The sequence below is a fragment of the Streptomyces sp. NBC_00988 genome, from assembly GCF_045162645.1.
GTDB lineage: Bacteria > Actinomycetota > Actinomycetes > Streptomycetales > Streptomycetaceae > Streptomyces.
The window spans coordinates 4,685,548-4,709,352 of record NZ_CP108730.1; the positions used below are offsets into that span (position 1 = coordinate 4,685,548).

General features: G+C 69.6%; 22 protein-coding genes and 2 tRNA genes. 4 read left to right on the forward strand and 20 right to left on the reverse strand.

All coding sequences use genetic code 11. From position 1 onward, the window contains the following. Positions 1–283 precede the first annotated feature (283 nt). Both OG496_RS21315 and OG496_RS21320 read left to right on the forward strand, forming a co-directional pair. Positions 284–1,606, forward strand: coding sequence for a cytochrome b/b6 domain-containing protein (locus OG496_RS21315; RefSeq protein WP_399391519.1), 1,323 nt, complete (start codon positions 284–286; stop codon positions 1,604–1,606). Beyond that, entirely contained in the window at positions 1,603–3,216 is a 1,614-nt protein-coding gene (locus OG496_RS21320) for an NADH-ubiquinone oxidoreductase-F iron-sulfur binding region domain-containing protein (protein WP_405972013.1), read from the forward strand. Before OG496_RS21315 ends, OG496_RS21320 begins: the two co-directional genes overlap by 4 nt. Before the next feature lie 123 nt (positions 3,217–3,339). Here OG496_RS21320 and OG496_RS21325 read toward each other — a convergent pair. The 4 genes from OG496_RS21325 to OG496_RS21340 form a co-directional block, all read right to left on the reverse strand. Then, a tRNA-Ala gene (locus tag OG496_RS21325) sits at positions 3,340–3,412 on the reverse strand. A gap of 133 nt (positions 3,413–3,545) precedes the next feature. Then, a complete protein-coding gene (locus OG496_RS21330) occupies positions 3,546–3,779 on the reverse strand; it encodes a hypothetical protein (protein ID WP_003976229.1) in 234 nt (77 codons plus the stop codon). Between the two features lie 3 nt (positions 3,780–3,782). After that, positions 3,783–3,956, reverse strand: coding sequence for a hypothetical protein (locus tag OG496_RS21335; RefSeq protein WP_019063265.1), 174 nt, complete (start codon positions 3,954–3,956; stop codon positions 3,783–3,785). A 69-nt stretch (positions 3,957–4,025) separates the two neighbouring features. Next, positions 4,026–5,402, reverse strand: a complete 1,377-nt coding sequence (locus tag OG496_RS21340) for an MFS transporter (protein WP_405976668.1) — start codon at positions 5,400–5,402, stop codon at positions 4,026–4,028. Positions 5,403–5,610: 208 nt separating this feature from the next. Here OG496_RS21340 and OG496_RS21345 point away from each other — a divergent pair, with 208 nt between their 5' ends. Next, positions 5,611–6,456 (forward strand): helix-turn-helix transcriptional regulator, encoded by an 846-nt coding sequence (locus OG496_RS21345; protein WP_366490885.1) that lies wholly within the window; start codon positions 5,611–5,613, stop codon positions 6,454–6,456. 70 nt (positions 6,457–6,526) lie between these two features. Here OG496_RS21345 and OG496_RS21350 read toward each other — a convergent pair. The 7 genes from OG496_RS21350 to OG496_RS21380 all read right to left on the reverse strand — a co-directional run bounded on the left by OG496_RS21350 (position 6,527) and on the right by OG496_RS21380 (position 10,951). Next, positions 6,527–6,599 (reverse strand) — tRNA-Ala (locus tag OG496_RS21350). A 93-nt stretch (positions 6,600–6,692) separates the two neighbouring features. Next, positions 6,693–7,358, reverse strand: a complete 666-nt coding sequence (locus OG496_RS21355) for a histidine phosphatase family protein (protein ID WP_405972014.1) — start codon at positions 7,356–7,358, stop codon at positions 6,693–6,695. Continuing rightward, positions 7,355–7,798 carry a ribosome silencing factor gene (gene rsfS, locus OG496_RS21360; protein WP_366490883.1) on the reverse strand — a complete coding sequence of 148 codons (444 nt, stop codon included), beginning with the start codon at positions 7,796–7,798 and terminating at the stop codon, positions 7,355–7,357. Before rsfS ends, OG496_RS21355 begins: the two co-directional genes overlap by 4 nt. A 155-nt stretch (positions 7,799–7,953) precedes the next feature. Next, a complete protein-coding gene (locus tag OG496_RS21365; protein ID WP_405972015.1) occupies positions 7,954–9,711 on the reverse strand; it encodes an LCP family protein in 1,758 nt (585 codons plus the stop codon). 16 nt (positions 9,712–9,727) lie between these two features. Then, positions 9,728–10,417, reverse strand: coding sequence for a nicotinate-nucleotide adenylyltransferase (gene nadD, locus OG496_RS21370; RefSeq protein WP_026151393.1), 690 nt, complete (start codon positions 10,415–10,417; stop codon positions 9,728–9,730). A 68-nt stretch (positions 10,418–10,485) separates the two neighbouring features. Next, a complete protein-coding gene (locus OG496_RS21375) occupies positions 10,486–10,647 on the reverse strand; it encodes a hypothetical protein (RefSeq protein WP_043676433.1) in 162 nt (53 codons plus the stop codon). Positions 10,648–10,789: 142 nt separating this feature from the next. Continuing rightward, complete coding sequence (locus OG496_RS21380) at positions 10,790–10,951, reverse strand: hypothetical protein (protein WP_327404136.1); 162 nt, start codon at positions 10,949–10,951, stop codon at positions 10,790–10,792. 101 nt (positions 10,952–11,052) lie between these two features. Here OG496_RS21380 and OG496_RS21385 point away from each other — a divergent pair, with 101 nt between their 5' ends. Further along, the gene (locus OG496_RS21385) at positions 11,053–12,183 is read left to right on the forward strand and encodes a M48 family metallopeptidase (RefSeq protein ID WP_366490881.1); all 1,131 of its coding nucleotides are present in this window, start codon (positions 11,053–11,055) and stop codon (positions 12,181–12,183) included. A 77-nt stretch (positions 12,184–12,260) separates the two neighbouring features. On the opposite strand, the gene OG496_RS21390 is transcribed toward OG496_RS21385, so the two are convergent. The 9 genes from OG496_RS21390 to OG496_RS21430 all read right to left on the reverse strand — a co-directional run bounded on the left by OG496_RS21390 (position 12,261) and on the right by OG496_RS21430 (position 23,775). After that, entirely contained in the window at positions 12,261–13,349 is a 1,089-nt protein-coding gene (locus tag OG496_RS21390; protein ID WP_366490880.1) for a hypothetical protein, read from the reverse strand. A gap of 89 nt (positions 13,350–13,438) precedes the next feature. Continuing rightward, a complete protein-coding gene (locus OG496_RS21395; protein WP_399391526.1) occupies positions 13,439–14,047 on the reverse strand; it encodes a hypothetical protein in 609 nt (202 codons plus the stop codon). Positions 14,048–14,140: 93 nt separating this feature from the next. Next, complete coding sequence (locus OG496_RS21400; protein WP_318016292.1) at positions 14,141–15,427, reverse strand: glutamate-5-semialdehyde dehydrogenase; 1,287 nt, start codon at positions 15,425–15,427, stop codon at positions 14,141–14,143. A 94-nt stretch (positions 15,428–15,521) separates the two neighbouring features. Continuing rightward, a complete protein-coding gene (locus OG496_RS21405) occupies positions 15,522–15,989 on the reverse strand; it encodes a hypothetical protein (protein WP_405972016.1) in 468 nt (155 codons plus the stop codon). A 183-nt stretch (positions 15,990–16,172) separates the two neighbouring features. Next, a complete protein-coding gene (gene proB, locus OG496_RS21410) occupies positions 16,173–17,279 on the reverse strand; it encodes a glutamate 5-kinase (RefSeq protein WP_366491372.1) in 1,107 nt (368 codons plus the stop codon). A 204-nt stretch (positions 17,280–17,483) separates the two neighbouring features. Continuing rightward, complete coding sequence (locus tag OG496_RS21415; RefSeq protein ID WP_405972017.1) at positions 17,484–18,668, reverse strand: glycosyltransferase family 2 protein; 1,185 nt, start codon at positions 18,666–18,668, stop codon at positions 17,484–17,486. Between the two features lie 155 nt (positions 18,669–18,823). Then, a complete protein-coding gene (locus OG496_RS21420) occupies positions 18,824–20,908 on the reverse strand; it encodes a hypothetical protein (protein ID WP_405972018.1) in 2,085 nt (694 codons plus the stop codon). 59 nt (positions 20,909–20,967) lie between these two features. Beyond that, positions 20,968–22,461, reverse strand: a complete 1,494-nt coding sequence (locus OG496_RS21425; RefSeq protein WP_405972019.1) for an SDR family NAD(P)-dependent oxidoreductase — start codon at positions 22,459–22,461, stop codon at positions 20,968–20,970. A 150-nt stretch (positions 22,462–22,611) separates the two neighbouring features. Further along, positions 22,612–23,775, reverse strand: a complete 1,164-nt coding sequence (locus tag OG496_RS21430) for a hypothetical protein (protein WP_405972020.1) — start codon at positions 23,773–23,775, stop codon at positions 22,612–22,614. Positions 23,776–23,805 lie beyond the last annotated feature (30 nt).

The following is a 23,805-nucleotide window of genomic DNA, read 5'->3' on the forward strand; positions in this document are numbered from 1 at the left end:
GGCTCGCTAAGCAGAAGGCGTACGGCACGCATGGCGTCAGAGTACCGCAGCCCTTGAGCACAACGCGACGCGCTTCCGTATCACCCTTGGCACCCTGTCCACACCGGCGTGGACTGACCCCGGTTCAAGGATTACCTTCGCGTACCACCCACTACGGGACATCACAGCAAGCGCATTGTCGTTTGATAACAACGCAATAACTCAAACCTCGTACCCACCGGTATGGAGCCACTTAGAGTTCGGCAGCGGGACCGCTTTCCCGATACTGCTCGGAGTTGCCCCCATGAACGCTCGTCGTAGTACCAGTTCGCTCCCCAAGCCTGGCCGCTCGGCCTATGGCGTGGTGAGCCTCGTCGTCCTGATCTTCATACCCGTGTTCGTGCTGGCCGGAGGCAGCCAGGTACAGGACTTCCTCAACTTCGGTGCGGGCGTTCTCTCGCTCGTCTCCCTCTCCTGCTCGGTGATCTGGGGGCTCGTCGCCCAGGACCGGGTCATCCTCAACATCCGGCAGCGGATCGTGGCGCAGGGCATCCACCGGGTGACCGCCGTCGGCTCGATCGCGTTCCTCGTGGTGCACATCACGGTCAAACTGGCGCTCGACCACACCGTCCTGATCGCCGCGCTGATCCCCTTCAGCCTCGGCGTGAAGGGCAGCGCCGGGCTCATCGGCCTCGGCTCGCTGGGCGGCCTGCTCATGATCTTCGTGGGCATCACCGGCGCCCTGCGCAACCAGTTCGCGTCCCCCGCGCCGGTCGCCGCCCGCTGGCGCGCGATGCACATGCTGGCCTACCCGGCCTGGTGCGCGGCGCTGATCCACGGCCTGTTCGCGGGCCGCGCGGCGAAGCCCTTCTTCATGATCTCGTACGAGCTGTGCCTGGTCGGGGTCGCAGCGGCCCTCGCCCTGCGCTCGGCGCCGCGCCCGTTCAAGCGGAAGTTCGCCAACAAGGTCGCCATGCTCCTGGGCAACGAGGAGCGGCCGGGTCTCGACGAACTCGACGCGAGCCGCGGCCGTGCGTCCGAGTCCGGGCTGCCGGGCTACGAGAAGCGCGAGAGCCGCCGCCCCGCGCAGCCCTCGTTCACCGAGACCGGGTCGATGCCGCGCGTGGACCCCAACGCCATGTACGAGACGCGGTCGATGACCCCGGAGACGGCCCAGAACGATTTCGCCGCCGCCTACCGCACGGCCACGCCGGAGTCCACCGGTCAGATGCCGTTCGTCACCGACCAGACCTCGCGCATGAACGTGCCGATGGACATGCAGAACACGCAGGCGGTCCCGCGCGCGGACAGCGGCGGCAGCACCTCCGGAACCTGGCCGGTCCCGTCACCGCCTCCGGTCGGCGAGGCGCCCCCGTCCGCCTACGACCCGCTCCAGGACACCGGGTACAACATCCCTACGTACAACAACAATTCGGGCGCAGGCGGCTACGGGGAGGGATACGTGTACCCCACCGGTGAGTCGAACGGCACCTCCGGTACGTACAACCCCAATGACACGTACAACAGCGGTCCCGCCACTGATCAAACACCCAACGCTTCGTACGACTTCGACGCGCAGGGTGGCTCGGGCGAACCTTGGAACACGCCTTCCGGAGGCTATAGGTGAACGAGGCCCTGCCCGACGTCCCAGAAGTCCGCGTCGTCGGGCTTCCGCAGCTCACGTCAGGCTTCGACCTTGTCGAGAGACTCGACCTGCCCATGCACCTGAAGGTGCACGGGCCGCTCGAACCGATGGGCGGGGAGCAGCTCGCGAAGCTCTCCGAGGCCATCAACCTGAAGGGCCGCGGCGGCGCGGGCTTCCCCTTCCACAAGAAGCTGCGCTCGGTCGCCGAAGCGGCGATCAAACGCGGTGTACGACCGGTCGTCGTCGTCAACGGCAGTGAGGACGAGCCGGCCTGCCGCAAGGACACGGTGCTCATCAACCGTGCCCCGCACCTCATCCTGGACGGCGCCCTGCTGGTCGCCGAGGCCCTGGGTGCCCGCACGCTCGTGGTGGGGGTCACCCGTGAGTCGACGCAGCGCTCCATGGAGGCCGCGCTCTCGGAACGCGGCCTGAGCAACACCCGCCGTTCGGCGCTGAAGGCGTTCGTCCAGCGCAACCCGGTCCGCATGGTCACCGGCGCCGCCGCGTCGCTGATCCGCTCGATCGACGGCGGCCCGGCGGTCCCGCCCGGCCGCAAGGTCAGCGCCTCCCAGAACGGCGTCGGCGGCGCCCCGACCCTGCTGTCGAACGCCGAGACGTTCGCCCAACTCGCCATCGCCGCCCGCATCGGCCCCGAGCGCTACGGCAACACCGGCCTCTACGACGAGCCCGGCACCGTCATGCTCACGGTCTCCGGGGCGGTCGCCCGCCCCATGGTGATCGAGGTCCCCACCGGCGTACCACTGCGCTACGTCCTGCAGCTGGCCGGTGCCCCGCCGGTCCCCCAGGGTGTGCTGACGGGCGGTTACCACGGCAAGTGGATCGACGCGGCGACGGTCAACGAGGCGATCGTCTCCCGCAACTCCCTGGACGCGGTGGGCGGCGCGCTCGGCGCGGGCGCCATCATGCCGATCACCCAGGAGACCTGCCCGCTGGGCGAGTCGCTGCGCGTGGCCCAGTGGCTGGCCGACGAGAGCGCGGGACAGTGCGGTCCCTGCTACCTCGGTCTGCCCGCCGCCGCGCGCGGCATGGAGGACATCCTCAACGGCGGCGGCCCGGCCGCCCTGGAGGCACTGAAGCAGGTCGCCAAGGCCGTGAAGCGGCGCGGCGCGTGCTCGCACCCGGACGGCTCCGCGATGTTCCTGGAGTCGACCATCAAGGCGTTCACGGACGACCTCGCCGCCCACGTCCTCGGAAACGGCTGCGGAAGGCCCGTGGAGGGCGTTCTGCCGCTCTTCGAGGGCGGCCAGCTCCCGGCGGGCATCACGAGCGGCGCGGAGGCCGAGGAGAGCGGTCCCAGCCGTCAGAAGATCTACGTCGACTGGACGCTGTGCCGGGGCCACGGTCTGTGCGCGGACATCCTCCCGGAGGTCTTCGAACTCGGCGCGGACGGCTTCCCCACCGTCGCGCAGGCCCAGGTGCCGCGGTACGCGGAGGCGAAGGCGCTCCGCGCGGTGCGCCGTTGCCCGGCGCTCGCCCTGCGCCTGGAGGAGGAGACCGCGCGGGACAAGGGCCCGTCCCGCAACCTGCCGGTCCTCTCCCAGGGCCGCGGCCGGCGGGCCCTGGGCCGCTGAGCACACGAACAGCGGGCCGCCTTCTTAAGAAGAGGGCGGCCCGCTGTTCCGTGAACGGCGCCAACTCCCCCTGAACACACCGAAGGCGGGCCATCCCATCGGATGACCCGCCTTCGACTTCTGTGGAGCTAAGGAGAATTGAACTCCTGACCTCCTGCATGCCATGCAGGCGCTCTACCAACTGAGCTATAGCCCCGCGCAGTGTGCTACCGGGTCTCCCCGGCTGCGACGCAAACATTACCGGTGGACCCTCTGGACCACCAAATCGTTTCCGTCCCCGTCACCGTGACCGTGATCGCCGGGACCTCCTCGCGGGGTCCCGGCCGAGGTCAAGCGGTGACGAAGGAATAGAACCGTTTCAACGTGCAGTGCTCTTCCAGGAGTCGACCGTAGATCGGCTCGCCCTCAAGTTCGCGGTACGTCTCGATCGGATCGCCTTTTATGATCAGCGCCCGCGCGCACTCCTCGCACCAGTACTGGTAGTCGGGATTCACCGGTTCCATGTCACGGACGATCGGCGTCCCACTGCCGCACCAGTCGCACTTTCGCCTGTGTGCACCCATCGATCAGCTCCAGCTGTGGCCGCAGGCCGTGCACACGTAGGAAACTCCGCCGTTGTCACCAAGGACTTGGGCCACGTGGGCGGAACCGCAGGAAGGGCAGCTCAGGCGGGTGATCGTATCCCGTATCAACGCCGCATCGAAGAGGTGGTCGACCTCCTCGATGATGCTCGCAGGCATCGCTACTCCCTCCCGTCGGGCCGCGCCCCCTTCCGGCCGTTTGATTCTGCCACGGCCGGACCAATACGGTCAGCGACGCCTCAGTACCAGTCCGGACACGGCACCCACCGCGGCCGTCCCCGCCAGCGCGAACATGCACGCCAAAAGCGCCTCCGCAGAGGTATACGCCCCCGGGGCCCCAAGTGACTCAAGCCGGTTCAAGAACAGTGTGCCGAAAACCGCGACCCCGATCAGCTGACCCAGCTGCGCGACCGTGGAGAGCAGACCGCTGGCGTCCGCCGCGTCCTCGGGCCGCACCGTCGCGAGGGCCCGGGTCAGCGTCGGACTGAAGGCGAGCGCGAGCCCGGCCCCCACGCCGACGTACGCCACGTACAGTACGGCCCCGCCGCGGTCGCCGCCTTCGAACGCCAGCCCGACTCCCGCTACGGCCGGGATCGTGATCACGAAACCGAGCGGGGTCAGCGCCCGCTGCCAGGCCGCCGGCCACCTGCGCCAGGTCAGGCCGACCGCCCCGAAGACGACCGCGGTCGGCGCGAAGGTGAGACCGGCGCGCAGCGCGCTGAAGCCGAGGCCGCCCTGGACGTGCAGGGTGAGCGCGAACAGGAAACCGGCGTTGATGGCCATCACGGCCAGGATCCGGAAGACGGCGAGACCCATGCCCGGGTGACGCAACACACGTGGTGCGATCAGCGGGGCTCCCCCGCGCCGGGCGAGCCGGGACTCGTACACGCAGAACGACGCGAAGAGGACGGCCGCCGCGATCAGTGACAGCCACGACGACAGCGGCCAGCCCTCCTCCTGCCCCAGCACCAGCGGCACCGTCAGCAGCGAGACCGCCGAGGCGAGCAGCACCAGCCCCGGCACGTCGAACGCCCGCGCGCGCTCCGGCTCCGCCCCGGCGCCTCGCGGCAGCACGCGCCTCCCGAGGAACAGGAGTACGACGCCCACGGGAACGTTGACGAGGAACACCGGCCGCCAGCTCGTGCCGAACAGGTCGGCGCTGACGAGGACACCGCCCAGAATCTGCCCGGCCGCGGCGCCGACGGCGATGACCGCCGAGTAGACGCCGAGCGCCCGCATCCGGGCCTCGCCGACGAAGTGCCGCTGGATCAGGCTGAGCACCTGAGGGATCATCAGCGCCGAGCCGGAACCCTGGACCAGACGGAACACGATCAGCTCGGTCGAGCCCTGAGCCAGGCCGCAGGCGAGCGAGGCGGCGGTGAAGAGGGCGAGCCCGGCGAGATGGACCCGGGCGTGGCCGAGCCGGTCGCCGAGCCGGGCGCCGGTGATCAGCAGCACCGAGTACGTGATGGTGTAACCGGCGATCACCAGCTGCAAGTCGGCGCCGGACGCGTGGAGTTCGGTGCCAATGGTGGGGGCGGCGACGTTCACGATGAACACGTCGAGCAGCGCCATGAACAGGGCCGCGAGCAGCACCGCGAGCATCGGCCCACGGCGATTGTCAGTGCCGGGGTCTTTACTGGTGGCAGGAGTTGGAACGGGTGCGGAATCCGGTTCCGTACGGGGTGGTGTTGTCATGCGGTCGAGCGTGGGGGCGCTCCGGTACGGGTGCCGAGAGCCCGCTGATGCTGGTACCGGCAGCACCTGGCACGGGCCAGGCCGGGCGTCGAACATGGGGGATGTGACGATGGGGATGGGGACGACACAGCGCCGCCGGCCCGAGCTGGCCGCGTTTCTGCGCAGCAGGCGCGCCAGGGTGACACCGCACGACGTCGGCATGCCGCCGGGCTTCCGACGACGTACGCCGGGACTGCGCCGCGAGGAGGTCGCCCAGCTCTCCGGCGTGGGCGTCACCTGGTACACGTGGCTCGAACAGGGGCGACCGATCAACGCCTCCGCACAGGTGCTGGACGCCGTGGCGCGCACGCTCCGGCTCGACGCGCCGGAGCGGGAGCACCTGTACCACCTGGCCGAGGTGCCGTACGCGCATCCGCCGGAAGCGACCGTGCGGTCGGTGGGGCCGGAGATCCAGGGCATCCTCGACGCCCTCGACCCGCGCCCGGCGGTGGTCTACAACTCGCGGTACGACATCCTCGCCACCAACTCCCCTTACCGGACGGTGTTCTGGCTGGAGCCGCTGGCGCCGGGCCCGATGCCGAACGCGCTGTGGAAGCTGTTCACGGTGCCGGAGGAGGAGTGCCCGCTGCTGTACCGGGAGACGGAGCTGCCGGTGATGGTGGCGACGCTGCGCTCGGCCTACGGGGTGCATACCGGCGAGCCCGTCTGGGAGGAGTTCATACGCGGGCTGTCGGCGGCGAGCCCGCTCTTCGCGCGGCTGTGGAGGAGCGGGGACGTGGCGGAGCCGGGGCGGCGGGTGAAGACGTTCCGGCACGAGGAGGTGGGCGAGATGCGGATGACGTCGGTGTCGTTGTCGGTCAACGGCATGCCGGAGTGCCGGATCGTGGTCTACACCCCGGCCGACGAGGAGACTCGGCTCCGCACGGAGGCGCTGACAGCGACGAAAAAATCCCGCCCCTGAAAGGGACGGGATCTCATCGATTCGATCGTGGACGACTCTCGGTCCTTGACAACTCAAGAGTGTCGATCTGTGGAGCTAAGGAGAATTGAACTCCTGACCTCCTGCATGCCATGCAGGCGCTCTACCAACTGAGCTATAGCCCCGTGTGTTCTTCCCGCTCGGCGGGCGAACAAGAAGAACTTTAGCCTGCGACCTGCCGGAAAGTGAAATCCGGGGTCGGGGCCCTGGAGGGCCGCTCAGTCGTCGTCGCCGAGCACCGGTTCCGGGAGCGTGCCGGCGTTGTGTTCCAGCAGGCGCCAGCCGCGGGCGCCCTCGCCGAGCACGGACCAGCAGCAGTTGGAGAGGCCGCCGAGACTCTCCCAGTGCTGGGACTCCAGACCGAGGAGACGCCCGATGGTGGTGCGGATCGTGCCGCCGTGGCTGACCACCACGAGGGTGCCGTCCTCGGGCAGCTTCTCGGCGTGCCGCAGCACGACGGGGGCGGCCCGGTCGGCGACCTCGGTCTCCAGCTCGCCGCCGCCGCGACGCACCGGCTCCCCGCGCTTCCACGCGGCGTACTCCTCGCCGTGGCGGGCGATGATCTCCTCGTGCGTCAGCCCCTGCCAGACGCCCGCGTAGGTCTCCCGCAGGCCCTCGTCGTGGGTGACGTCGAGGTCGGTGAGGGCGGCCAGCTCCGCGGCCGTGTTCGCCGCCCGCTTCAGGTCGGAGGCGACGATCGCGTCCGGCTTGAGGGAGGCCAGCAGCCGGGCGGCGCGGTGGGCCTGGCCGATGCCCGTCCCGGTGAGCTCGACGTCCGTGGTGCCCTGGAAGCGGCGCTCCACGTTCCACGCGGTCTGGCCGTGCCGCCACAGGATGACGCGTCGGCCCCGGCCCGCCTTGCGGCCGTCGGCCCCGGCGGTCACCGCACCTCCCCGAACTCGGAGGCGTCCTCCTCGACCTGCAGCTTGGCGTGCTCGGCAGCCTTGCCGCGGGTGGCCTTGGCCTCGGCGGGGAGGTCCAGCTCGGGGCAGTCCTTCCACAGCCGCTCCAGGGCGTAGAAGACACGCTCCTCGCTGTGCTGGACGTGGACGACGATGTCGACGTAGTCGAGCAGGATCCAGCGGGCGTCGCGGTCGCCCTCGCGGCGGACCGGCTTGGCGCCGAGTTCCTTGTTGAGCCTCTCCTCGATCTCGTCGACGATCGACTTGACCTGACGGTCGTTGGGAGCGGAGGCCAGCAGGAAGGCGTCCGTGATCGACAGCACATCGCTGACGTCGTAGGCGATGATGTCGTGCGCGAGCTTGTCGGCGGCCGCCTGGGCGGCGGCGGAGATGAGCTCGATGGAGCGGTCAGTGGCGGTCACTACGCGGCTTTCGGTCGGCGGTCAACAGACCTCAAGGGTCTCACGGACCGCGGACGGCACCCCACGTGAATAACGGATCATGCCCCGGACGCCGGTCGGGACACCGGCTCCGGCCTCCGGGGCATGCTCTCCGTCACACAGCCACTAGGTCGTCGTCATGATGACGACGACGGCTTGTAGTCCTCTCCGAGGACCACCGAGACATCCGCGTTCGCGGAGACTGTGCCCTTGGTCACGGTGCTGGTGGGCAGGCCCAGGGTCTTGGCGACCTCGGTGGCGTTCTCCTTGTCGGCCGCGTCGGAGTACGTGATCTTGGACGTGGCCGAGGTCCCGGACGCCGTGCCGGCCTCCAGGAAGGTGAAGCCGCCGTTGAGGAGGACGACGCGGGCCTTCTCGGTGTCGTCCTTGACGCCGGTGGCGTTCTGGACGGCGACCCGGACCGCCGACCCCTCGTCGGGGCTCTTCGCGGTGCCGCCCAGGATGTCCTTGACGACGCTGGCCGAGGCCTGCGCGGTCAGGGTCCCGTCGTTCTGGACGGGCAGCAGGGCCGTCTTGTAGTCGCCGCTCTTGGCGAGGTCGGCGAGCTTGGCGAGGAAGGTGCCGAGGTCCTTGTCGGTGAGGGGCGGGTCCAGGATCTGGGCCAGGGTCTGCACGGTGGTGGTCGCCGCCGTCGGGTCGGAGGTCAGCTGGCGCAGCACGCCCTGCATGACCTGGCCGAACCGCTCCAGCTGGGCGTTCTGCGCCTCGCCGGAGGCCCGGTAGGTGGCGTAGGCGACGGCCATCTTGCCGCTGAGGGTCTGGTCCTTGCCCTTGTGGACGAGGGGCGCGGCGTTCTTCTTCGTCGCGTCCGGGTCGGGCACGTCGGCGTTGGTGTCGAGGTCGATGTTGCCGACGAGGTCGACCAGGTTCTGCAAGTAGGGGGTGTCCAGCCGCCAGGTGCCCTCGATGTCCGTGCCGAGGACCGTGTTGAGCTGGTCGACGGTCCCGGAGGTGCCGTCGTCGTCGACCGACTTGGCCAGCGTCGTCGTGTTGCCGTCGTCGTCCGTGAGGGCGAGGGAGTTGGGCAGCAGCACGGTGGTGCCCTGCTTCAGGGTGGTGTTGTCGACGAGCAGCACCGAAGAGGTGCCGCCCTTCGAGGTGTTGTGCAGGTGGACGACGATCACGTCGCGGTTCTGGGCGCCGGCGGCCGTCGTGGTGCCCGTCTTCGAGGCGGACGAGGACACTCCGGGGAGCTTCCCGGCGTACCAGAGGTAGCCGACACCGCCGGACGCGACCAGCGCGAGGACCACGACGAGGGCGACCATGCGGCCGCGGGCACGGCGCTTGGCCTCCTCGCGGCGCTCGGTGCGGTTCTCGGTGAAGTTCAGCCAGTCGATGACGTCCTCGGAGTCGTCGGTCGGCTCCTCCACGAAGGCGAACTGCTCGGTGCGGTAGTCCCGTTCACCCGCCTCCGGGGCCTTCGGGGCTTCCGTGTCCTCGGCCGGGCCGCCCTGCTGCGGGATGTAGGCGGTCTGCTCGGCGACCCGGGGCTGCTGTCCGCCAGCCGCGGTCTGCCCGTAGGGGTCGTAGGCCGTCGTCGTCCCGGTGGCGTACGGGTCGTAGCCGGACTGGGGTGCCTGCCGGCCCGTGTCGTAAGGGGCGATGGGCTGTTGAGAACCGGTGTCGTAGGACGACGGGGCCTGCGGCTGGGTGCCCGTGTCGTACGGGGGCGGCTGCTGCTGGGTGCCGGTCGCGTACGGGTCGTAGGCGTAGCCCTGTTGTTGCTGCTGCCCGTACGGGTCGTACGGCTGCTGCTGCGGGGGCTGTTGGGTCTGCTGGGCCGGGACCTGACGGTAGACAGGCTGGTTGTACTCGTCGTAGCCGACGAGTTCGTACTGGTCGCCGCCGTACCCGGCGTCGTATCGGTCGTTCACCGGTGCCCCTCTCGGCTCACTCGCCGCGGTACAGCTCGCGCTTGTCGATATACCGCACGACTCCGTCGGGCACCAGGTACCAGACGGGATCACCCTTCGCGACTCTCGCACGGCAGTCCGTTGAGGAGATGGCCAGCGCGGGAACCTCGATCAGCGAGACGCCGCCCTCCGGGAGGCCCGGGTCGGTCAGCGTGTGGCCGGGGCGGGTGACCCCGATGAAGTGCGCGAGGGAGAACAGCTCCTCCGCGTCCCGCCAGGTCAGGATCGCGCCGAGGGCGTCGGCGCCGGTGATGAAGAAGAGGTCCGCGTCGGGGTTGAGCGCGCGCAGGTCGCGCAGGGTGTCCGTGGTGTAGGTGGGGCCGCCGCGGTCGATGTCGATACGGCTCACCGAGAACTGGGGGTTCTCGGCGGTCGCGATGACCGTCATCAGGTAGCGGTCCTCGGCCAGGGCGACCTTGCGGTCGGTCTTCTGCCACGGCTGACCGGTCGGGACGAAGATCACCTCGTCCAGGTGGAACTGCGCGGCGACCTCGCTGGCCGCCACGAGGTGCCCGTGGTGGATCGGGTCGAACGTTCCGCCCATGACGCCGAGACGGCGCTTGCCGGGGTTCGACGGGCCGTTGTTGCGCGGGCCGTTCGCCATTCGGATCTCCGTGCCGCGCGTCGTGTCGTTCGCCGGACCGGTAGGCATGTCCTGCTCTCCCATGCGTGCAGACCCTACCGGCCCGGTGTGAAGGCCCCGAGACCCGTCCGGCGGACAGAAAGGGACAGACCCTAGCGGTCGCGGTTGAAGCGGGTGGTGATCCACAGCAGGAGCATCAGAAGCAGGAAAGCGCCGCCACCGGTGATGATCGGCTGGAGGCTTTCGTGGTTGCCCCCGCCCTCCCCCTCGGCGGCAAGAGTGACCAACTGGGCAGCAGTGCCGTGGATGCTCATCTTCAGCAGAACCTATCCGGTGTGGGCGGGATAAAGATGTCGGCTCATGGTAAGCGGGCGCCCCGGGGACGATCACGCCGACTCCGCCATTGGAAGCCGACGGGCAGCCGACCTGGACGTGACAGGGAACTCGACGGGCGCCTCAGTCGTCCTTCTGTTTGTACCCGCGCAGCAGGAACCACGCGGTCAGGATGCAGCCGAAGAACATGACGATCAGTACGACCTTGAGCAGGTCCCCCGATCCTTGCCGGGGGGCGGCGTTCGCGGCCTCTGCGAGCCAGGCGGCTGCGGAATGGGGCTCCATGCGTTGACTCCTTCGCTGTACTGCCCGTCCACGGTATCTCCGCCTAGGCTGGGCTCTGCTTCGGGGGCACTCAGGGCACACACACGCACATGGGGGACCACATGTCCGAAGACGGCCACGAGCAGAACGGGCACGAGAACGTACCGAGCAGGCAGCGCAGGCGCTTCGAGGGGATCTCCTCGCGTGCGTACGAGCACCCGGCCGACCGCTCCGCCCTGGTGGCGCTGCGCAAGCTGACCGGGTTCGACACGGTGTTCAAGGCGCTCAGCGGGCTGCTGCCCGAGCGCAGTCTGCGGCTGCTGTTCCTGTCCGACTCGGTGCGCGTGTCGGACCAGCAGTTCGCGCACCTCAACGACATGCTGCGGGACGCCTGTTACATCCTGGACCTGGAGAAGGTCCCGCCGATGTACGTCACCCAGGACCCGCAGCCCAACGCGATGTGCATCGGGCTGGACGAGCCGATCATCGTCGTCACCACCGGCCTCGTCGAGCTGCTCGACGAGGAGGAGATGCGGGCGGTCGTCGGCCACGAGGTGGGTCACGCGCTGTCCGGCCACTCCGTGTACCGCACGATCCTGCTGTTCCTGACCAACCTGGCCCTGAAGGTCGCCTGGATCCCGCTGGGCAACCTCGCGATCCTGGCGATCGTGACGGCGCTGCGCGAGTGGTTCCGCAAGTCGGAGCTGTCCGCCGACCGCGCGGGTCTGCTGGTCGGCCAGGACCTGCGGGCCTCGATGCGCGGCCTGATGAAGATCGCCGGCGGCAACCACCTGCACGAGATGAACGTGGACGCGTTCCTCAAGCAGGCCGAGGAGTTCGAGTCGGGCGGTGACCTGCGCGACTCGGTGCTGAAGATCCTGAACGTGCTGCCCCGCTCCCACCCGTTCACCACCGTGCGGGCGGCCGAGCTGAAGAAGTGGGCCGAGTCCCGCGACTACCAGCGGATCATGGACGGCCACTACCCGCGGCGCAGCGAGGACAAGGACACCTCGGTCACGGACTCGTTCCGCGAGTCGGCGGCGAGCTACGCGAGCAACGTCAAGAACTCCAAGGACCCGCTGATGAAGCTGGTCAGCGACTTCGCCGGCGGCGCGGGCGACCTCGGCGGCCGGGTGCGGCGCGGCTTCGGCGGCTTCGCGAGCTCCACCCCGCAGGACGAGCCGCCGTCGGGCTCGGCCAACGGCACGGAGCAGCCGCCGACGGACGACACCCCGCCGCGCGACGAGGGCTGACCTCGCTCACGTACATACGACGGCCGTGCACGGCTCCTTCCGGGCACGGCCCAGGCGGCTGCGAAAACTCAGGAAACTCACATCTTCGGCTGTGCGCTCGTCGCCAGTGACCCGCAGAGCGCCGTCGCGCTGCCCGTCGCGTACGGGTCCGTGCCGGCCGGGCCGCCCGCCTTGGCGGTCTGGCCGGCGAGCAGGGGCCGCAGATGGGTCACGGAGTCCTCAGCGCAGGACAGGGGTCCGGCCTGGACGTAGGAGACGACGAGCTGGGCCTGGTGCATGCGCAGGTCGTCGCGGTCGAAGCGGAAGTGCAGTTCGCGGCGGACGGTGAACAGGGACACCCGGGCCTGGTCGCCGGAGCCGGCCGAGGCCGTCGTGCCGGTGGGCCGCAGCGCGTAGACGAAGGTTCCGTCGGCGGTGACTTCGAGGGTGGACGAGTCGATCTCGGTGGCCGCCAGGGTGCCCTGGACACGGATCTTGCGGTCGGCCAGCTGGACGCGTGACGGGTCGAAGCGAACCAGCCATCCGGTGGGTTCGTGCCGGCCGTCGGCGGTCGGGTGCTCGAAACTCTGGTCGAACTGGTCGAGTTGGTCCGGGTCGACGAGGACGCGCGCGGGTCGGATCTGTCCGCCGGTGAGGACCGCAGGGTAGAGCGAGGACTCCACGATGTAGTCCTTGGCGGTGCTCAGGGCGGCGATGACCTGGCTGTCCGAGAAGTGCGCGGTGCGCCGCGCGGCCGGCAGCGGTACGCCCTCGGCGCCGACGCTGAACTGCGCGGCGGGGCTGTGCGCGTAGAGGTCCTCGGCGTCGGCCGCCCCCGGCACCGCGCCCTGGGGGGACAGCGGGATGACGGTCATCCGCAGCGGCTCGACGGGCTGCTGGGCCGTGGGGGTCGTGTAGGGGTGCCGTACGCCCATGTAGATCGCGGTGCCGAAGGCGACGGCGATCAGCATGACCAGGATCAGGGCCTGGCGGGAGAGACCGCGGCGCAGGGCCGGGCGGCGGCGGACGGCGGGGGCGTGGTCGGCCAGGCGCTCCTGCGCGGAGAACTCCTGGAGCCGGGCAGCGCGGACGAACGACTCGTCGAAGACGACGGATCGGTACTCGTCCTCACCACCACCGGGAGCGCCCTCGGGCGTGCCCTCAGGTGGGTCTCCTGGACCGCCCATACTTTCAGAGTAGGTCTCTGGAGCCTCAGGTAAACGCCCTGGTACACGACAAGTTCTGACAGGTTCTCACCGGGCCGCCCACAACTCGCTCAGGGCGTGCGCGGTACGGCCGACAGCGGTGGCTGGGAGTTGTCGGCGGATGCGGAGGGTGCCGCCGCCGTGCCCTGTTCCACGCCGGTGGAGGCCGGGGGCGGGACGCGGTCCCTGCCGCCCGAGGACGCGCCGCGGTAGACCGCCGAGAAAGCCAGGGCGACCATGCCGATGCCCATCACGAGGGCGAGCAGCCAGGCGACGGGGCGGTGCCAGCGGACCTGTTTGCCGTAGGTCCCCGGGGCGCCGTAGCGGCCTTCGACGACATCGGGGTCGTCCAGGTCGTCGAGTTCAGGATCATGGCCGAATTCGCGTCCGTAGGCGTCCTCGAACGGATCGTCGTCGCCTCGTCCGCGTCTGCCGTGCTGCGCGCGGCGGGCTTCGGCCTCGGAGGCCTCGGCTCTTGCCTGGGCAGCGGCAAGGAGGCGTTCGACGGCGGTCGGCTCGTGTACTACGGCCGCCCGTATGAAGGCCTCGTCGAAGACCACGGATGCGAACTCTTCGTCCGACATTCCGCGGTCGTGGTCGTCGTCGGGCTCCCAGCCGTCGGGAAACGGCCTGCCCCCCACGTCCTCCGGCACCTCTCCAGAGTAGACCTGGGGGGTCAATTTGGGCAGACGGTCGGGAAATTCATCCGTTGGGTGAGACGCCTCTCCCCCGACGAGGCGTTATGCCGACCGCATATGCCGAACGGCACGGCCTCAGCGGCGGATGTGTCCGTCGCCCGTGACGATGTACTTGGTGCTCGTCAGCTCCGGCAGGCCCATCGGGCCCCGTGCGTGCAGCTTCTGGGTGGAGATCCCGATCTCCGCGCCGAAGCCGAACTGGCTGCCGTCCGTGAAGCGCGTGGAGGCGTTCACGGCGACGGTGGTGGAGTCGACCAGCTGGGTGAAGCGGCGGGCGGCCTGCTGGGAGCTGGTGACGATGGCCTCGGTGTGGCCGGAGCTCCACAGCCGGATGTGCTGGACGGCCTTGTCGAGCGAGTCGACGACTGCGGCGGCGATGTCGTAGGAGAGGTACTCGGTGTCCCAGTCCTCCAGGGTGGCCTCGACGACCGTGGCCTCGGAGTCCTTGGCGTAGGCGAGCACGCGCTCGTCGGCGTGCACGGTGACGCCGGCCTCGGCGAGGGCGTCCAGGGCGCGCGGCAGGAACTCGGGGGCGATGTCCTGGTGGACGAGGAGGGTCTCGGCGGCGTTGCAGACGCTGGGCCGCTGGGCCTTGGAGTTGATCAGGATGTCGATCGCCATGTCGAGGTCGGCGTCGGCGTCGACGTAGACGTGGCAGTTGCCGACGCCGGTCTCGATCACGGGGACGGTCGACTCGCTGACGACGGTCTGGATCAGGGAGGCGCCGCCGCGCGGGATCAGCACGTCGACGAGACCCCGGGCGCGCATCAGTTCGCGGACGCTCTCGCGGTTCTCGCCGGGCACCAACTGCACGGCGTCGGCGGGCAGTCCGGCGCCGCCGACGGCGTCGCGGATGACGCGCACGAGGGCGGTGTTGGACTCGTAGGCGGAGGCCGAGCCGCGCAGGAGGACCGCGTTGCCGGACTTGAGGCAGAGCGCGGCCGCGTCCACGGTCACGTTCGGGCGGGCCTCGTAGATGATGCCGACGACGCCGAGGGGGACGCGGACCTGGCGCAGGTCGATGCCGTTCGGGAGGGTCGAGCCGCGGACGACCTCGCCGACGGGGTCGGGCAGCGCGACGACGTCCCGTACGTCCGAGGCGATGGCCCGTACGCGCTCGGGCGTGAGCGTCAGCCGGTCGATGACCGTCTCGCTGGTGCCGGCCGCGCGGGCCTTGGCGATGTCCTTGGCGTTGGCCTCGACGATCTCGCTCGTCCGGACCTCCAGCGCGTCCGCGATGGCGAGCAGCGCGTCGTCCTTCTCGGCGCGCGGCAGCGGCGCGAGGTCGGCGGCGGCGGACTTGGCGCGGTACGCGGCCTGCGTGACCGGGGACAGGGAGTCGTACGGCGAGAGCGTGGTCATGAGGGAAGGGTAGTGCGCCCTGCGGGGGCGTCCACCGGCTATCCCAAACCGCGAGACAAGCGCGGAAGGCCCCGAAGACGGCTCAAACCAGACGTCAGAACGGATGTACGCCGACGGGGGTCGCGGGCAGCGGGCCGTACCCCTCGGAGATGCGCTGGTGGTAGGTCTCGCGGTCGATGACCTCCAGGCCGACGATCTCCCACGGCGGCAGCTTGGCGGTCTGGCGGTGCTCGCCCCACAGGCGCAGCGCGACGGCGGCGGCGTCGTGCAGGTCGCGGGCCTCTTCCCAGTAGCGGATCTCCGCGTGGTCGTTGGCGTAGCGGCTGGTCAGCAGAAAGGGGTGGTCGTGGGCGAGCTGTTCCAGACCGCGCCGCACCTCCTTCAGCGGGGCCTCGCCGCCGGAGACGCTGAGGGTGACATGCCACAGCCGGGGTAGATCCTTGGGTTCCTCGCCCGCGTACCGGGCGCCGGCCGCGACGCTCGTCAGCGTGCGCTCCTCGCCGGGCGCGCGGGAGGTGGCACCACCGCGGGACGCCGCCGCCCCAGGGCGAACTCGTCTCACGACGGCCTCCTTACGCAAGGGGCGAGCTGCAGTGCTCGCGCGGAATTTGTCCCCGAGACAAAGTTGAGCAGGCCGAAGGCGTCCGCGTGGCGCTTTTACGGAAGGTCCACCTCACGGCTGTCGCCCGGGGCGGGCGTTCCCGCTCTTTTCGACCGCGGGCCCGGGGCGGACGCTTCGGTCGTTCTACGGGTGCAGGATCACCAGGTCGTCCCTGTGCACGACTTCCCTCTCGTACGACGGTCCCAGCTCCCGCGCCAGTTCCCTGGTGGAGCGGCCGATCAGCTGGGGGATCTCCTTGGCGTCGAAGTTGACGAGACCCCGGGCGACCGGGTGCCCTTCGGCGTCCCGGAGTTCGACGGGGTCGCCCGCGCTGAACTCGCCCTCGACGGCGGCGATCCCGGCCGGCAGCAGCGACATCCGGCGCTGGACGACCGCACGCACGGCACCGTCGTCGAGCGTCAACGAGCCCTGCGGGGTGGACGCGTGCTGGAGCCAGAGCAGCCGGTCCGCGGAACGTTTGCCGGTGGCGTGGAAGTACGTGCCCGTGTCGCCGCCGGTGAGCGCGTCGGCCGCGTGGACCGCGCTGGTCAGTACGACGGGGATACCGGCGGCGGCGGCGATCCGCGCGGCCTCGACCTTGGTGACCATGCCGCCGGTGCCGACGCCGGCCTTGCCCGCGCTGCCGATCTCGACGTGCGCGAGGTCGGCGGGTCCCCGGACTTCCGCTATCCGCGAGGTGCCGGGCCGGCTGGGGTCGCCGTCGTAGACGCCGTCGATGTCGGAGAGGAGGACCAGCAGGTCGGCGTGGACGAGGTGGGCGACGAGGGCGGCGAGCCGGTCGTTGTCGCCGAAGCGGATCTCGTCCGTGGCGACGGTGTCGTTCTCGTTGACGATAGGGAGGGCGCCCATGGCGAGGAGCTTGTCGAGGGTGCGGGAGGCGTTGCGGTGGTGGGAACGGCGGCTCATGTCGTCGGAGGTGAGCAGCACCTGTCCGACGCGGATGCCGTAACGGGCGAAGGAGGCGGTGTAGCGCGCCACGAGGAGACCCTGTCCCACGCTGGCGGCGGCCTGCTGACGGGCCAGGTCCTTGGGACGGCGGCGCAGTCCGAGCGGGGCGAGTCCGGCGGCGATGGCACCGGAGGAGACGAGGACGACTTCCTTCTCTCCCCCGCTGCGGCTCTTGGCGAGGACGTCGACGAGTGCGTCGACCCGGTCGGCGTCGAGGCCGCCGGCCGCGGTGGTCAGCGAGGATGAGCCCACCTTGACGACGATCCTGCGGGCCTCGGTCACGGCCTGCCTTGCCCCTGCCACGTGCGGACTTCCCCTCGCCTAGGTTCGGCTGCCCGCGCGGCAATCTACGCGAACCGGATCGCCCTCCGCACATCGGTCCAGGTCCCGGACAGGGACATGAGGTCGCCGATCGAGTTCAGAGTGCGGGTGCGCCGTGGCTGGTCACGCCGGCCCCCACCGGGCCGCACTGGGAACTCGGCCGGCTCACCTCAGCACTCGCCGTACCTTCCGCGTCACCCGGCGGAGGAACGCGCTCGCCGTCCCCTCCCGGTACCCCTCCACCCCGCGGGCCTCGCGGGGTTCGGCCAGGTAGAGGGAATCAGGCAACCCCGCGTCCCCGGAGCGGAAGTGCGGATACGCCAGGTACACCCGGCGCCCCCGCTTCTCCACCACCCCAGCGGGACGTTGCTTCGACCGCACGAACTCCACGACGTCCAGGAGGAGTTCGGGGCATTCCTCGGCCACCAACTGCAGGCGCAGCCGTTCGTCGACCTTGAGGCGTACGGCCACCTCGGGTGTCCAGTGGGCGGTCATCAGCGGCTTGGCGAGCTCGAACTTGTGGCGGCGTACCTGCTCGGTGTCCTTGAGGTACTTCGGGCCGAACTGCGGGAGCAGGGTGACCAGGAACGGGCGGACCATCAGCTTGTCGCGCTCCACGCCCGGCGGGACCATCTCCGCGATGAGGTTCATCAACGCGCGCGCGGAGTCGAAGCGCAGGGTGTAACTCCCGCTCTTCGTCACGTGTTTGCCGTCGTCGCGGCCCACCAGGTAGTAGCAGGTGTGGTCGGCGATGACGGAGACGCCGTCGGCCCGGAGATAGGCCTCCATCGTGAACAGCGCGTCCTCGCCGGTGAACAGCGACTCGTCGAACCGCATGCTGTGCCGCTCCAACAGCGCCCGCCTGAACAGCTTCTGGGCGCTCAGCGTGAACTTGATGTTGGAGTGGAAGACGTCGGTGCGCTCCAGCGTCTGGACCCACGCCGCCTTGGGCGGGACGCGGTTGATGCCCTCGACCTTGCCGAGCACCACGTCCGTGCCGTTGCGGTCGGCCATCGCGACCATGCGCTCCAGCGCCTCCGGGGCGAGCCGGTCGTCGGCGTCGAGGAAGAAGACGTAGCGCCCGCTCGCCTTGCCGAGGCCGACGTTGCGCGGGGAGCTGGGGCCGCCGGAGTTCTCCTGGTGGATCACCGTGACGTGGGTCGCGGCGCGGGCCGCGAACTCCTCCAGGTACTCCCCCGTGCCGTCCGTCGAACCGTCGTCCACGGCGATGACCTCGATACGGGCCGCGTCCAGCGTCTGCGCCTCGACCGAGCGCAGGCACTCGACCAGGTACGGCATCGCCTCGTACGCCCCGACGACCACGGTCACATCAGGCTGCGTCACGGTCACGCGCCCCCCTCTGTCCATTGAATCGCCATCTACAAGACGGCCGACTGAGTGGATCGGTTGTCCTCCGTCAGCAGGGGATACGCAAAAGAGCCCGGTTTTCGAGGATCACTCCTCGAAAACCGGGCCCTTCTTGACCAAATACTGACTCGCGCAGGTCAGCCGACCGTGGGGTCCGCCGACAGATGCGCCTCGGCCGAAGGCGGACTCGCCGCCTCACCGCTCGCCGCCGCCCGCTCCTGGCCGACGTTGCGCGTCTCCGACTTGAGCGCGAGGTTCTCCACCGCGGTGTTGAACTGCTCGATCGACGTGGGCTCGTCCGGGCCGAGCAGGTACTCCTTGAGTTCCTTGCGGTCCTCGGCCATCGGGTCGGCGTCCGGGGTGCGGACCGCAGCGAGCAACTCGCCCAGTTCCGCGGCCTTGTTGGACAGGATCACCGCGGCGCGCACCGCCGTGTTCTGCCGCTTGAACTCCTCCACGCCCAGCTTCGCGGAGTCCGTGACCGCGTACGGCTTGCCGCTCGCGATGAAGTCGGAGACCACGCTGGAGATGTCGGAGACCATCGCGTCGGACACGTTGAAGCAGTCGTAGAGGCGCGGCTCGGCGCCCGAGATGACGCGGTGCTCGAAGGTGCCGACGGAGGTCCAGTACGCGTCGTTCCACTCGGCGCGCAGCCGGGCGATCTCCTCGTACTTGGCCAGGTCGACCACGCCGTCACGGGTCAGCTCGGCCTCGTCGCCCTTGTCGGCGGGGCCGCCGGACAGTTCGCTGATCCGGGCCTCGATGCGGGCCAGGTCGGCCTTGGCCTTGGTCCGGGCGGTCGCGTCGGCCTGGAAGCGCGGGTCGCTCGCGCGCTCGATCGCGGCCTTCTCGACCAGGGCGGTGACCTTGCGGTGCGCGGAGCCGGCCGCGGCGCTGACGGTGCCGGTGAAGGGGTGCGGCTTGTACAGGACGCGCACCGGCGGGTCGGCCTTGAGCAGCTTCTTCACGATGTTCTCGCCGGCCAGGAGGAGGGAGGTGTTGCCGGGGTCGTTGTCCCAGCCCTCCCAGGTGGGGGCGTAGAGCACGGTCGGGATACGGCCCTCGGGCACGCCCTGCCAGGTCTGGATCGGGGCGAGCTGCGGGCGGCCGACCTCGACGATGTCGTCGTCGCGGACACCGACGTCGGCGATGGCGTAGCGGTCGCGGCCCGCGCGGCCGGCAGTCCACACCTCGTCGTAGACCTTGCTGAACGGGTTGACGCTGGCGAGCTTGTCGCTGTCGCCGTGGCCGATGAAGACGTGCTTCATGGTGGGGACGCGCAGCAGGTGGATGTTCTTGCCGACGTTGGCCGCGTAGAGCGCGACGCGCACGCTCGACAGGTCCATGTTCATCAGGTGCACACCGCCGGGCACGCAGATGACGGGGGCCTTGGTCGGGGCGAGGCTCTGCAGTATCACGCGCTCGCGGAGCAGGACCAGCGGCCGGGTGTCCAGCTGCTCCATGGTCTCCAGCCACATGTTGACCTGGTACGCCGAGTCCTTGGAACCGGAGAAGCAGAGCACCGTCTGCGGCTTGTACTCGTGCAGCCAGTCGTCGACGGCTTCGAGGATGACCTCGGCGGTCGGCGGGATCTTCGTACCCCTTATGTACGGCAGGAGCGCACCGACGTAGAGGCTGCCCAGGAACAGGGTGACGCCGATGCCGATGAAGCCCGCGACGGCCGAGTCGAGCTGGGCCGAGATCAGCAGGCCCACGACGGCGAACAGGTCGAGGTGGAGCATCTTCTCGGCGGAGCGCTCCAGCAGGCCGAACTTCGGGGCGTCCGGGATGCGGATGCGCGAGCCGAGGTCGACGTTGCGGGTGGCGACCGGCATCCGGCGGCGGTTGCGGATCAGCGTGACGACGGCGCCGTGCGGGGCCTGGAGGCCGTAGAAGGCGATGAAGCAGGCGATCGCGCCGTAGAAGATGAGGTTGTCGGAGAGGTCCATGCGGGCCAGCAGCAGGATCAGCAGCAGCTGGCGGATCAGGAAGCGGATGGAGAGGCCCGCTCTGACCTTGCTGAGGCGGTTGATCAGGTAGCTGGCCTGGCGGTGCAGATAGTGGTCCGCGACGTACGTCACGACGGCCGCGGCGGCGAAGGCGGGGACGCTCGGGATGAGGGCGGCCAGCATGAGGGCCGGGTATCCCAGGATCATGAGGACGGCGGCGGCCAGCTCAGCCGCGCTGCCCACCCGGGCCACGCGAATAGCGGTGGAAATCACTGATAAACCTGCTCTTGGGGGTTTTGAGTAATTTACCGGGATCTCAGAAGCAGGCTTAATTAAACGCCGTCCTGGACGTCCAGGACCGAGGCGAGGGCGGCCTCGAAGCCGGAGGCCTTGGCCGCGCCGGCCGTCGGGTCCTGCTGGCGGACGTCGATGACATGGCCGGTCAGCTCGGACAGCAGTACGTCGAGCGAGGTGCGGGCCACGGCCTCGGAGGACAGCAGCGTGCCCGTGGGCTCCTGGCCGAAGGCCTTGGTGCGCATCGGGGTGGCGGTGCGCTCCGGGTTGATGCAGTTCACGCGGATGCTGTCGCCGGCCCACTCGTCCGCCAGGGCCTGCGTGAGGTTGACCATCGCGGCCTTGGTCGAGGAGTACAGGCTGTACTCGGCACGGCCGCGCGTGTAGCTGCTGGAGGTGTAGAGCAGCAGCTGGCCCTTGGTCTCGGCCAGGTACTTGTACGCGGAACGGGCGATCTGCACGGGCGCCAGGTAGTTGACCTTCAGCGCTTCCTCGATCGTCGCGTTGTCCGTCTCGGCCAGCTTGCCGATGCGCAGCACGCCCGCGGTGTTGATGACGTAGTCGATGCGCCCGGTCTCGCCGTACGCCTTGGACAGCGCGTCGTCGACCTCCTCGGGGTTCTCGACGTGCGTGCCGGTGGTCGAGCGGCCCAGCGCGTACACCGTGGCGCCGTAGCCCTCGGCGACCTCGGCGATGTCCTTGCCGATGCCGTACGAACCGCCGAAGACGACCAGCGTCTTACCGGTGAGCAGCTCGCGGTAGGCGGCCTCGTCGACCTGCTCTGGGGCGGCCGTGGAGGCGAGCTGGAAGAGCTTGTCGGCGATGAAGACGTCGACGGGCTGGGTGACCTTCATGTTGTACTCGTCGCCCGCGACGACGTGGATCGGCACGTCCGGCAGGTACTTGAGCACGACCGAACAGTCGTCCGTGGCCTGGAAGTTGGGGTCCCCGGCAGCGACCTCGTAGGCGCGGCGGATCGTGGACAGCTTGAACGCCTGGGGCGTCTGGCCGCGGCGCAGCCGGGAGCGGTCGGGGATCTCGGTGATGAACTCGCCGTCGTCGCCGTGCGTGCGGGTCACGATGATGGTGTCGGCGGACGGGATGGCCACGTCCACGGCCTGGAAGCGCTCCAGGGCGATCACACAGTCGTCGATCACGCGCTGCGAGAGCAGGGGGCGCACGGCGTCGTGGAAGAGGACGTTGCGGTCCTCGCCCTCGGCCAGGCCCTCGCCGAGCGCGGCGATGGCACGCTCGGTGGTCTCGTTCCGCGTCGAGCCGCCCTCGATGATCCGGGTGACCTTCTGGAAGCCGGCCTTGGCGACGATCTTCTCGATGTCCGGGACGTAGCCCGGCGCCATCAGGACGATGATGTCGTCGATCGAGTCGGCGTTCTCGAAGGTGGTCAGAGTGTGCTCGATGACTGCCTTGCCGGCGATCTTCAGCAGCTGCTTGGGGATCGAGAGACCCACCCGCTGGCCGGTACCGCCGGCCAGGATCACTGCGGTGGTGCGGGGCTTGGCTATGTGCGACACAGGTGACCTTGACCTACCTCGGGACAACGGGGGAACTCGCAAATGGTCCCACTCACGGTTACCGCAGTGCAAGGCGAGTGACCTCCACCGCATATGTGCGCGACACCTGTCATTCATCTTGCACTGCAGGTAACCATGCGATGACAGCGCTCAGCGGCGACGCAGCTTCTTCAGACAACGGTGACCGAGAACTCGTACGAGTTCCTTCGACGACGTCTGGTGGACCGTCCGCGCCTTCGCCGGCGCACTGTGCCGCACGGGCGCCGAGGCGGCCGCCGCGAGCGCCCCGTAGAGCGCCTGCGCGGCCACTTCGGGAGCGATCCGCGGCACCCCGGACGCCTTCCCCACGGCCTCGGGTACGGCCGACAGCAGCGCCGTGTCCCCTACGACCCGTACGCCCGTGGCGGCGATCGTCCCGGCCATCTCGGCACCGATCGCGCCCGCGGCCTCGACCGCCCACTGGGGCGTGGTGATCTTCACGTCCTGCGGGGTCGGGCTGCACGCATTCTTCATATGCATGACCGCGCCGTTGCGCACGAGCTTGGAATACAGCTCGTCGGGGAGCCCATTGCCGCGGAATTCCACGTTGAGCTTCCGCAGCATTTCGGTCTCGGCAAGGGTAAGAGAACGGTTCGCCGCGTCCGGAACCGGCCGCAGGAGATCCGCGGGCAGTCCGAGCAGCGTCTCGAAGGTGCGCAGCAGCCCGTCCCGGTCGCTGTCGTCGACCACGACGACGGTGACCCGCTCCGGACCGACGACCCGGGCCCAGCGCTCGACGAGCCGGTCGTGCCGGTGCCGGCGCCAGAAGCTGGGGTTGGGCTGCTCGTAGGGCGCCTTGCGGAGCATGTGCTCCAGCCAGTCGCCGTAGCCCATGCGCAGGCCGTTCTGCACGTACTGCTGCCACTGCGAGGGCATGATCCTCGCCAGCGGGCGCAGGGTGATCAGGATGTGCACGCGCTCGCCGCCGAGCTGTTCCACGATCCTGGCCAGCGTCTCGTCGTCCTGGGCGTCGGCGAAGAACTCGCTGCTGATCACCGAGGTGCGGTCGCCGGTGGCCCGCACGGCGTCGAGGAGACGCGTCCAGTGTTTGTCGGTGGGCACGGTGTCGCCCATCATCGCGGGCCGTGCGCAGGCGGCGAGGGCCGCTTCCATCGGGTGCCTGCTGTGTGCGGGGAAGTCGACGCCGTGCGCGGGCATCGTGTCCTTCGCGGCGAAGAGCGCGCCCTGGATGGCGGTGGTCCCGGTCTTGTGCGGGCCGATGTGCAGCAGCCGGGTCCCGACGGGCAGCGCTTCCTTAATACAATCCGTCTCCATGGTTAACGGACGGTAAGAGTTGTTCCTGAG

Coding starts and splice junctions, on each gene's coding strand:
- OG496_RS21330 (WP_003976229.1), bottom strand. CDS start 3,779: ATGGGTGCACACAGGCGAAAGTGCGACTGGTGCGGCAGTGGGACGCCG.
- OG496_RS21390 (WP_366490880.1), bottom strand. CDS start 13,349: ATGGGCGGTCCAGGAGACCCACCTGAGGGCACGCCCGAGGGCGCTCCC.
- OG496_RS21345 (WP_366490885.1), top strand. CDS start 5,611: ATGGGGACGACACAGCGCCGCCGGCCCGAGCTGGCCGCGTTTCTGCGC.
- OG496_RS21375 (WP_043676433.1), bottom strand. CDS start 10,647: ATGAGCATCCACGGCACTGCTGCCCAGTTGGTCACTCTTGCCGCCGAG.
- OG496_RS21430 (WP_405972020.1), bottom strand. CDS start 23,775: ATGGAGACGGATTGTATTAAGGAAGCGCTGCCCGTCGGGACCCGGCTG.
- OG496_RS21380 (WP_327404136.1), bottom strand. CDS start 10,951: ATGGAGCCCCATTCCGCAGCCGCCTGGCTCGCAGAGGCCGCGAACGCC.
- OG496_RS21400 (WP_318016292.1), bottom strand. CDS start 15,427: ATGACCACGCTCTCGCCGTACGACTCCCTGTCCCCGGTCACGCAGGCC.
- OG496_RS21315 (WP_399391519.1), top strand. CDS start 284: ATGAACGCTCGTCGTAGTACCAGTTCGCTCCCCAAGCCTGGCCGCTCG.
- OG496_RS21335 (WP_019063265.1), bottom strand. CDS start 3,956: ATGCCTGCGAGCATCATCGAGGAGGTCGACCACCTCTTCGATGCGGCG.
- OG496_RS21385 (WP_366490881.1), top strand. CDS start 11,053: ATGTCCGAAGACGGCCACGAGCAGAACGGGCACGAGAACGTACCGAGC.
- OG496_RS21340 (WP_405976668.1), bottom strand. CDS start 5,402: ATGCTCGCGGTGCTGCTCGCGGCCCTGTTCATGGCGCTGCTCGACGTG.
- nadD (WP_026151393.1), bottom strand. CDS start 10,417: ATGGGAGAGCAGGACATGCCTACCGGTCCGGCGAACGACACGACGCGC.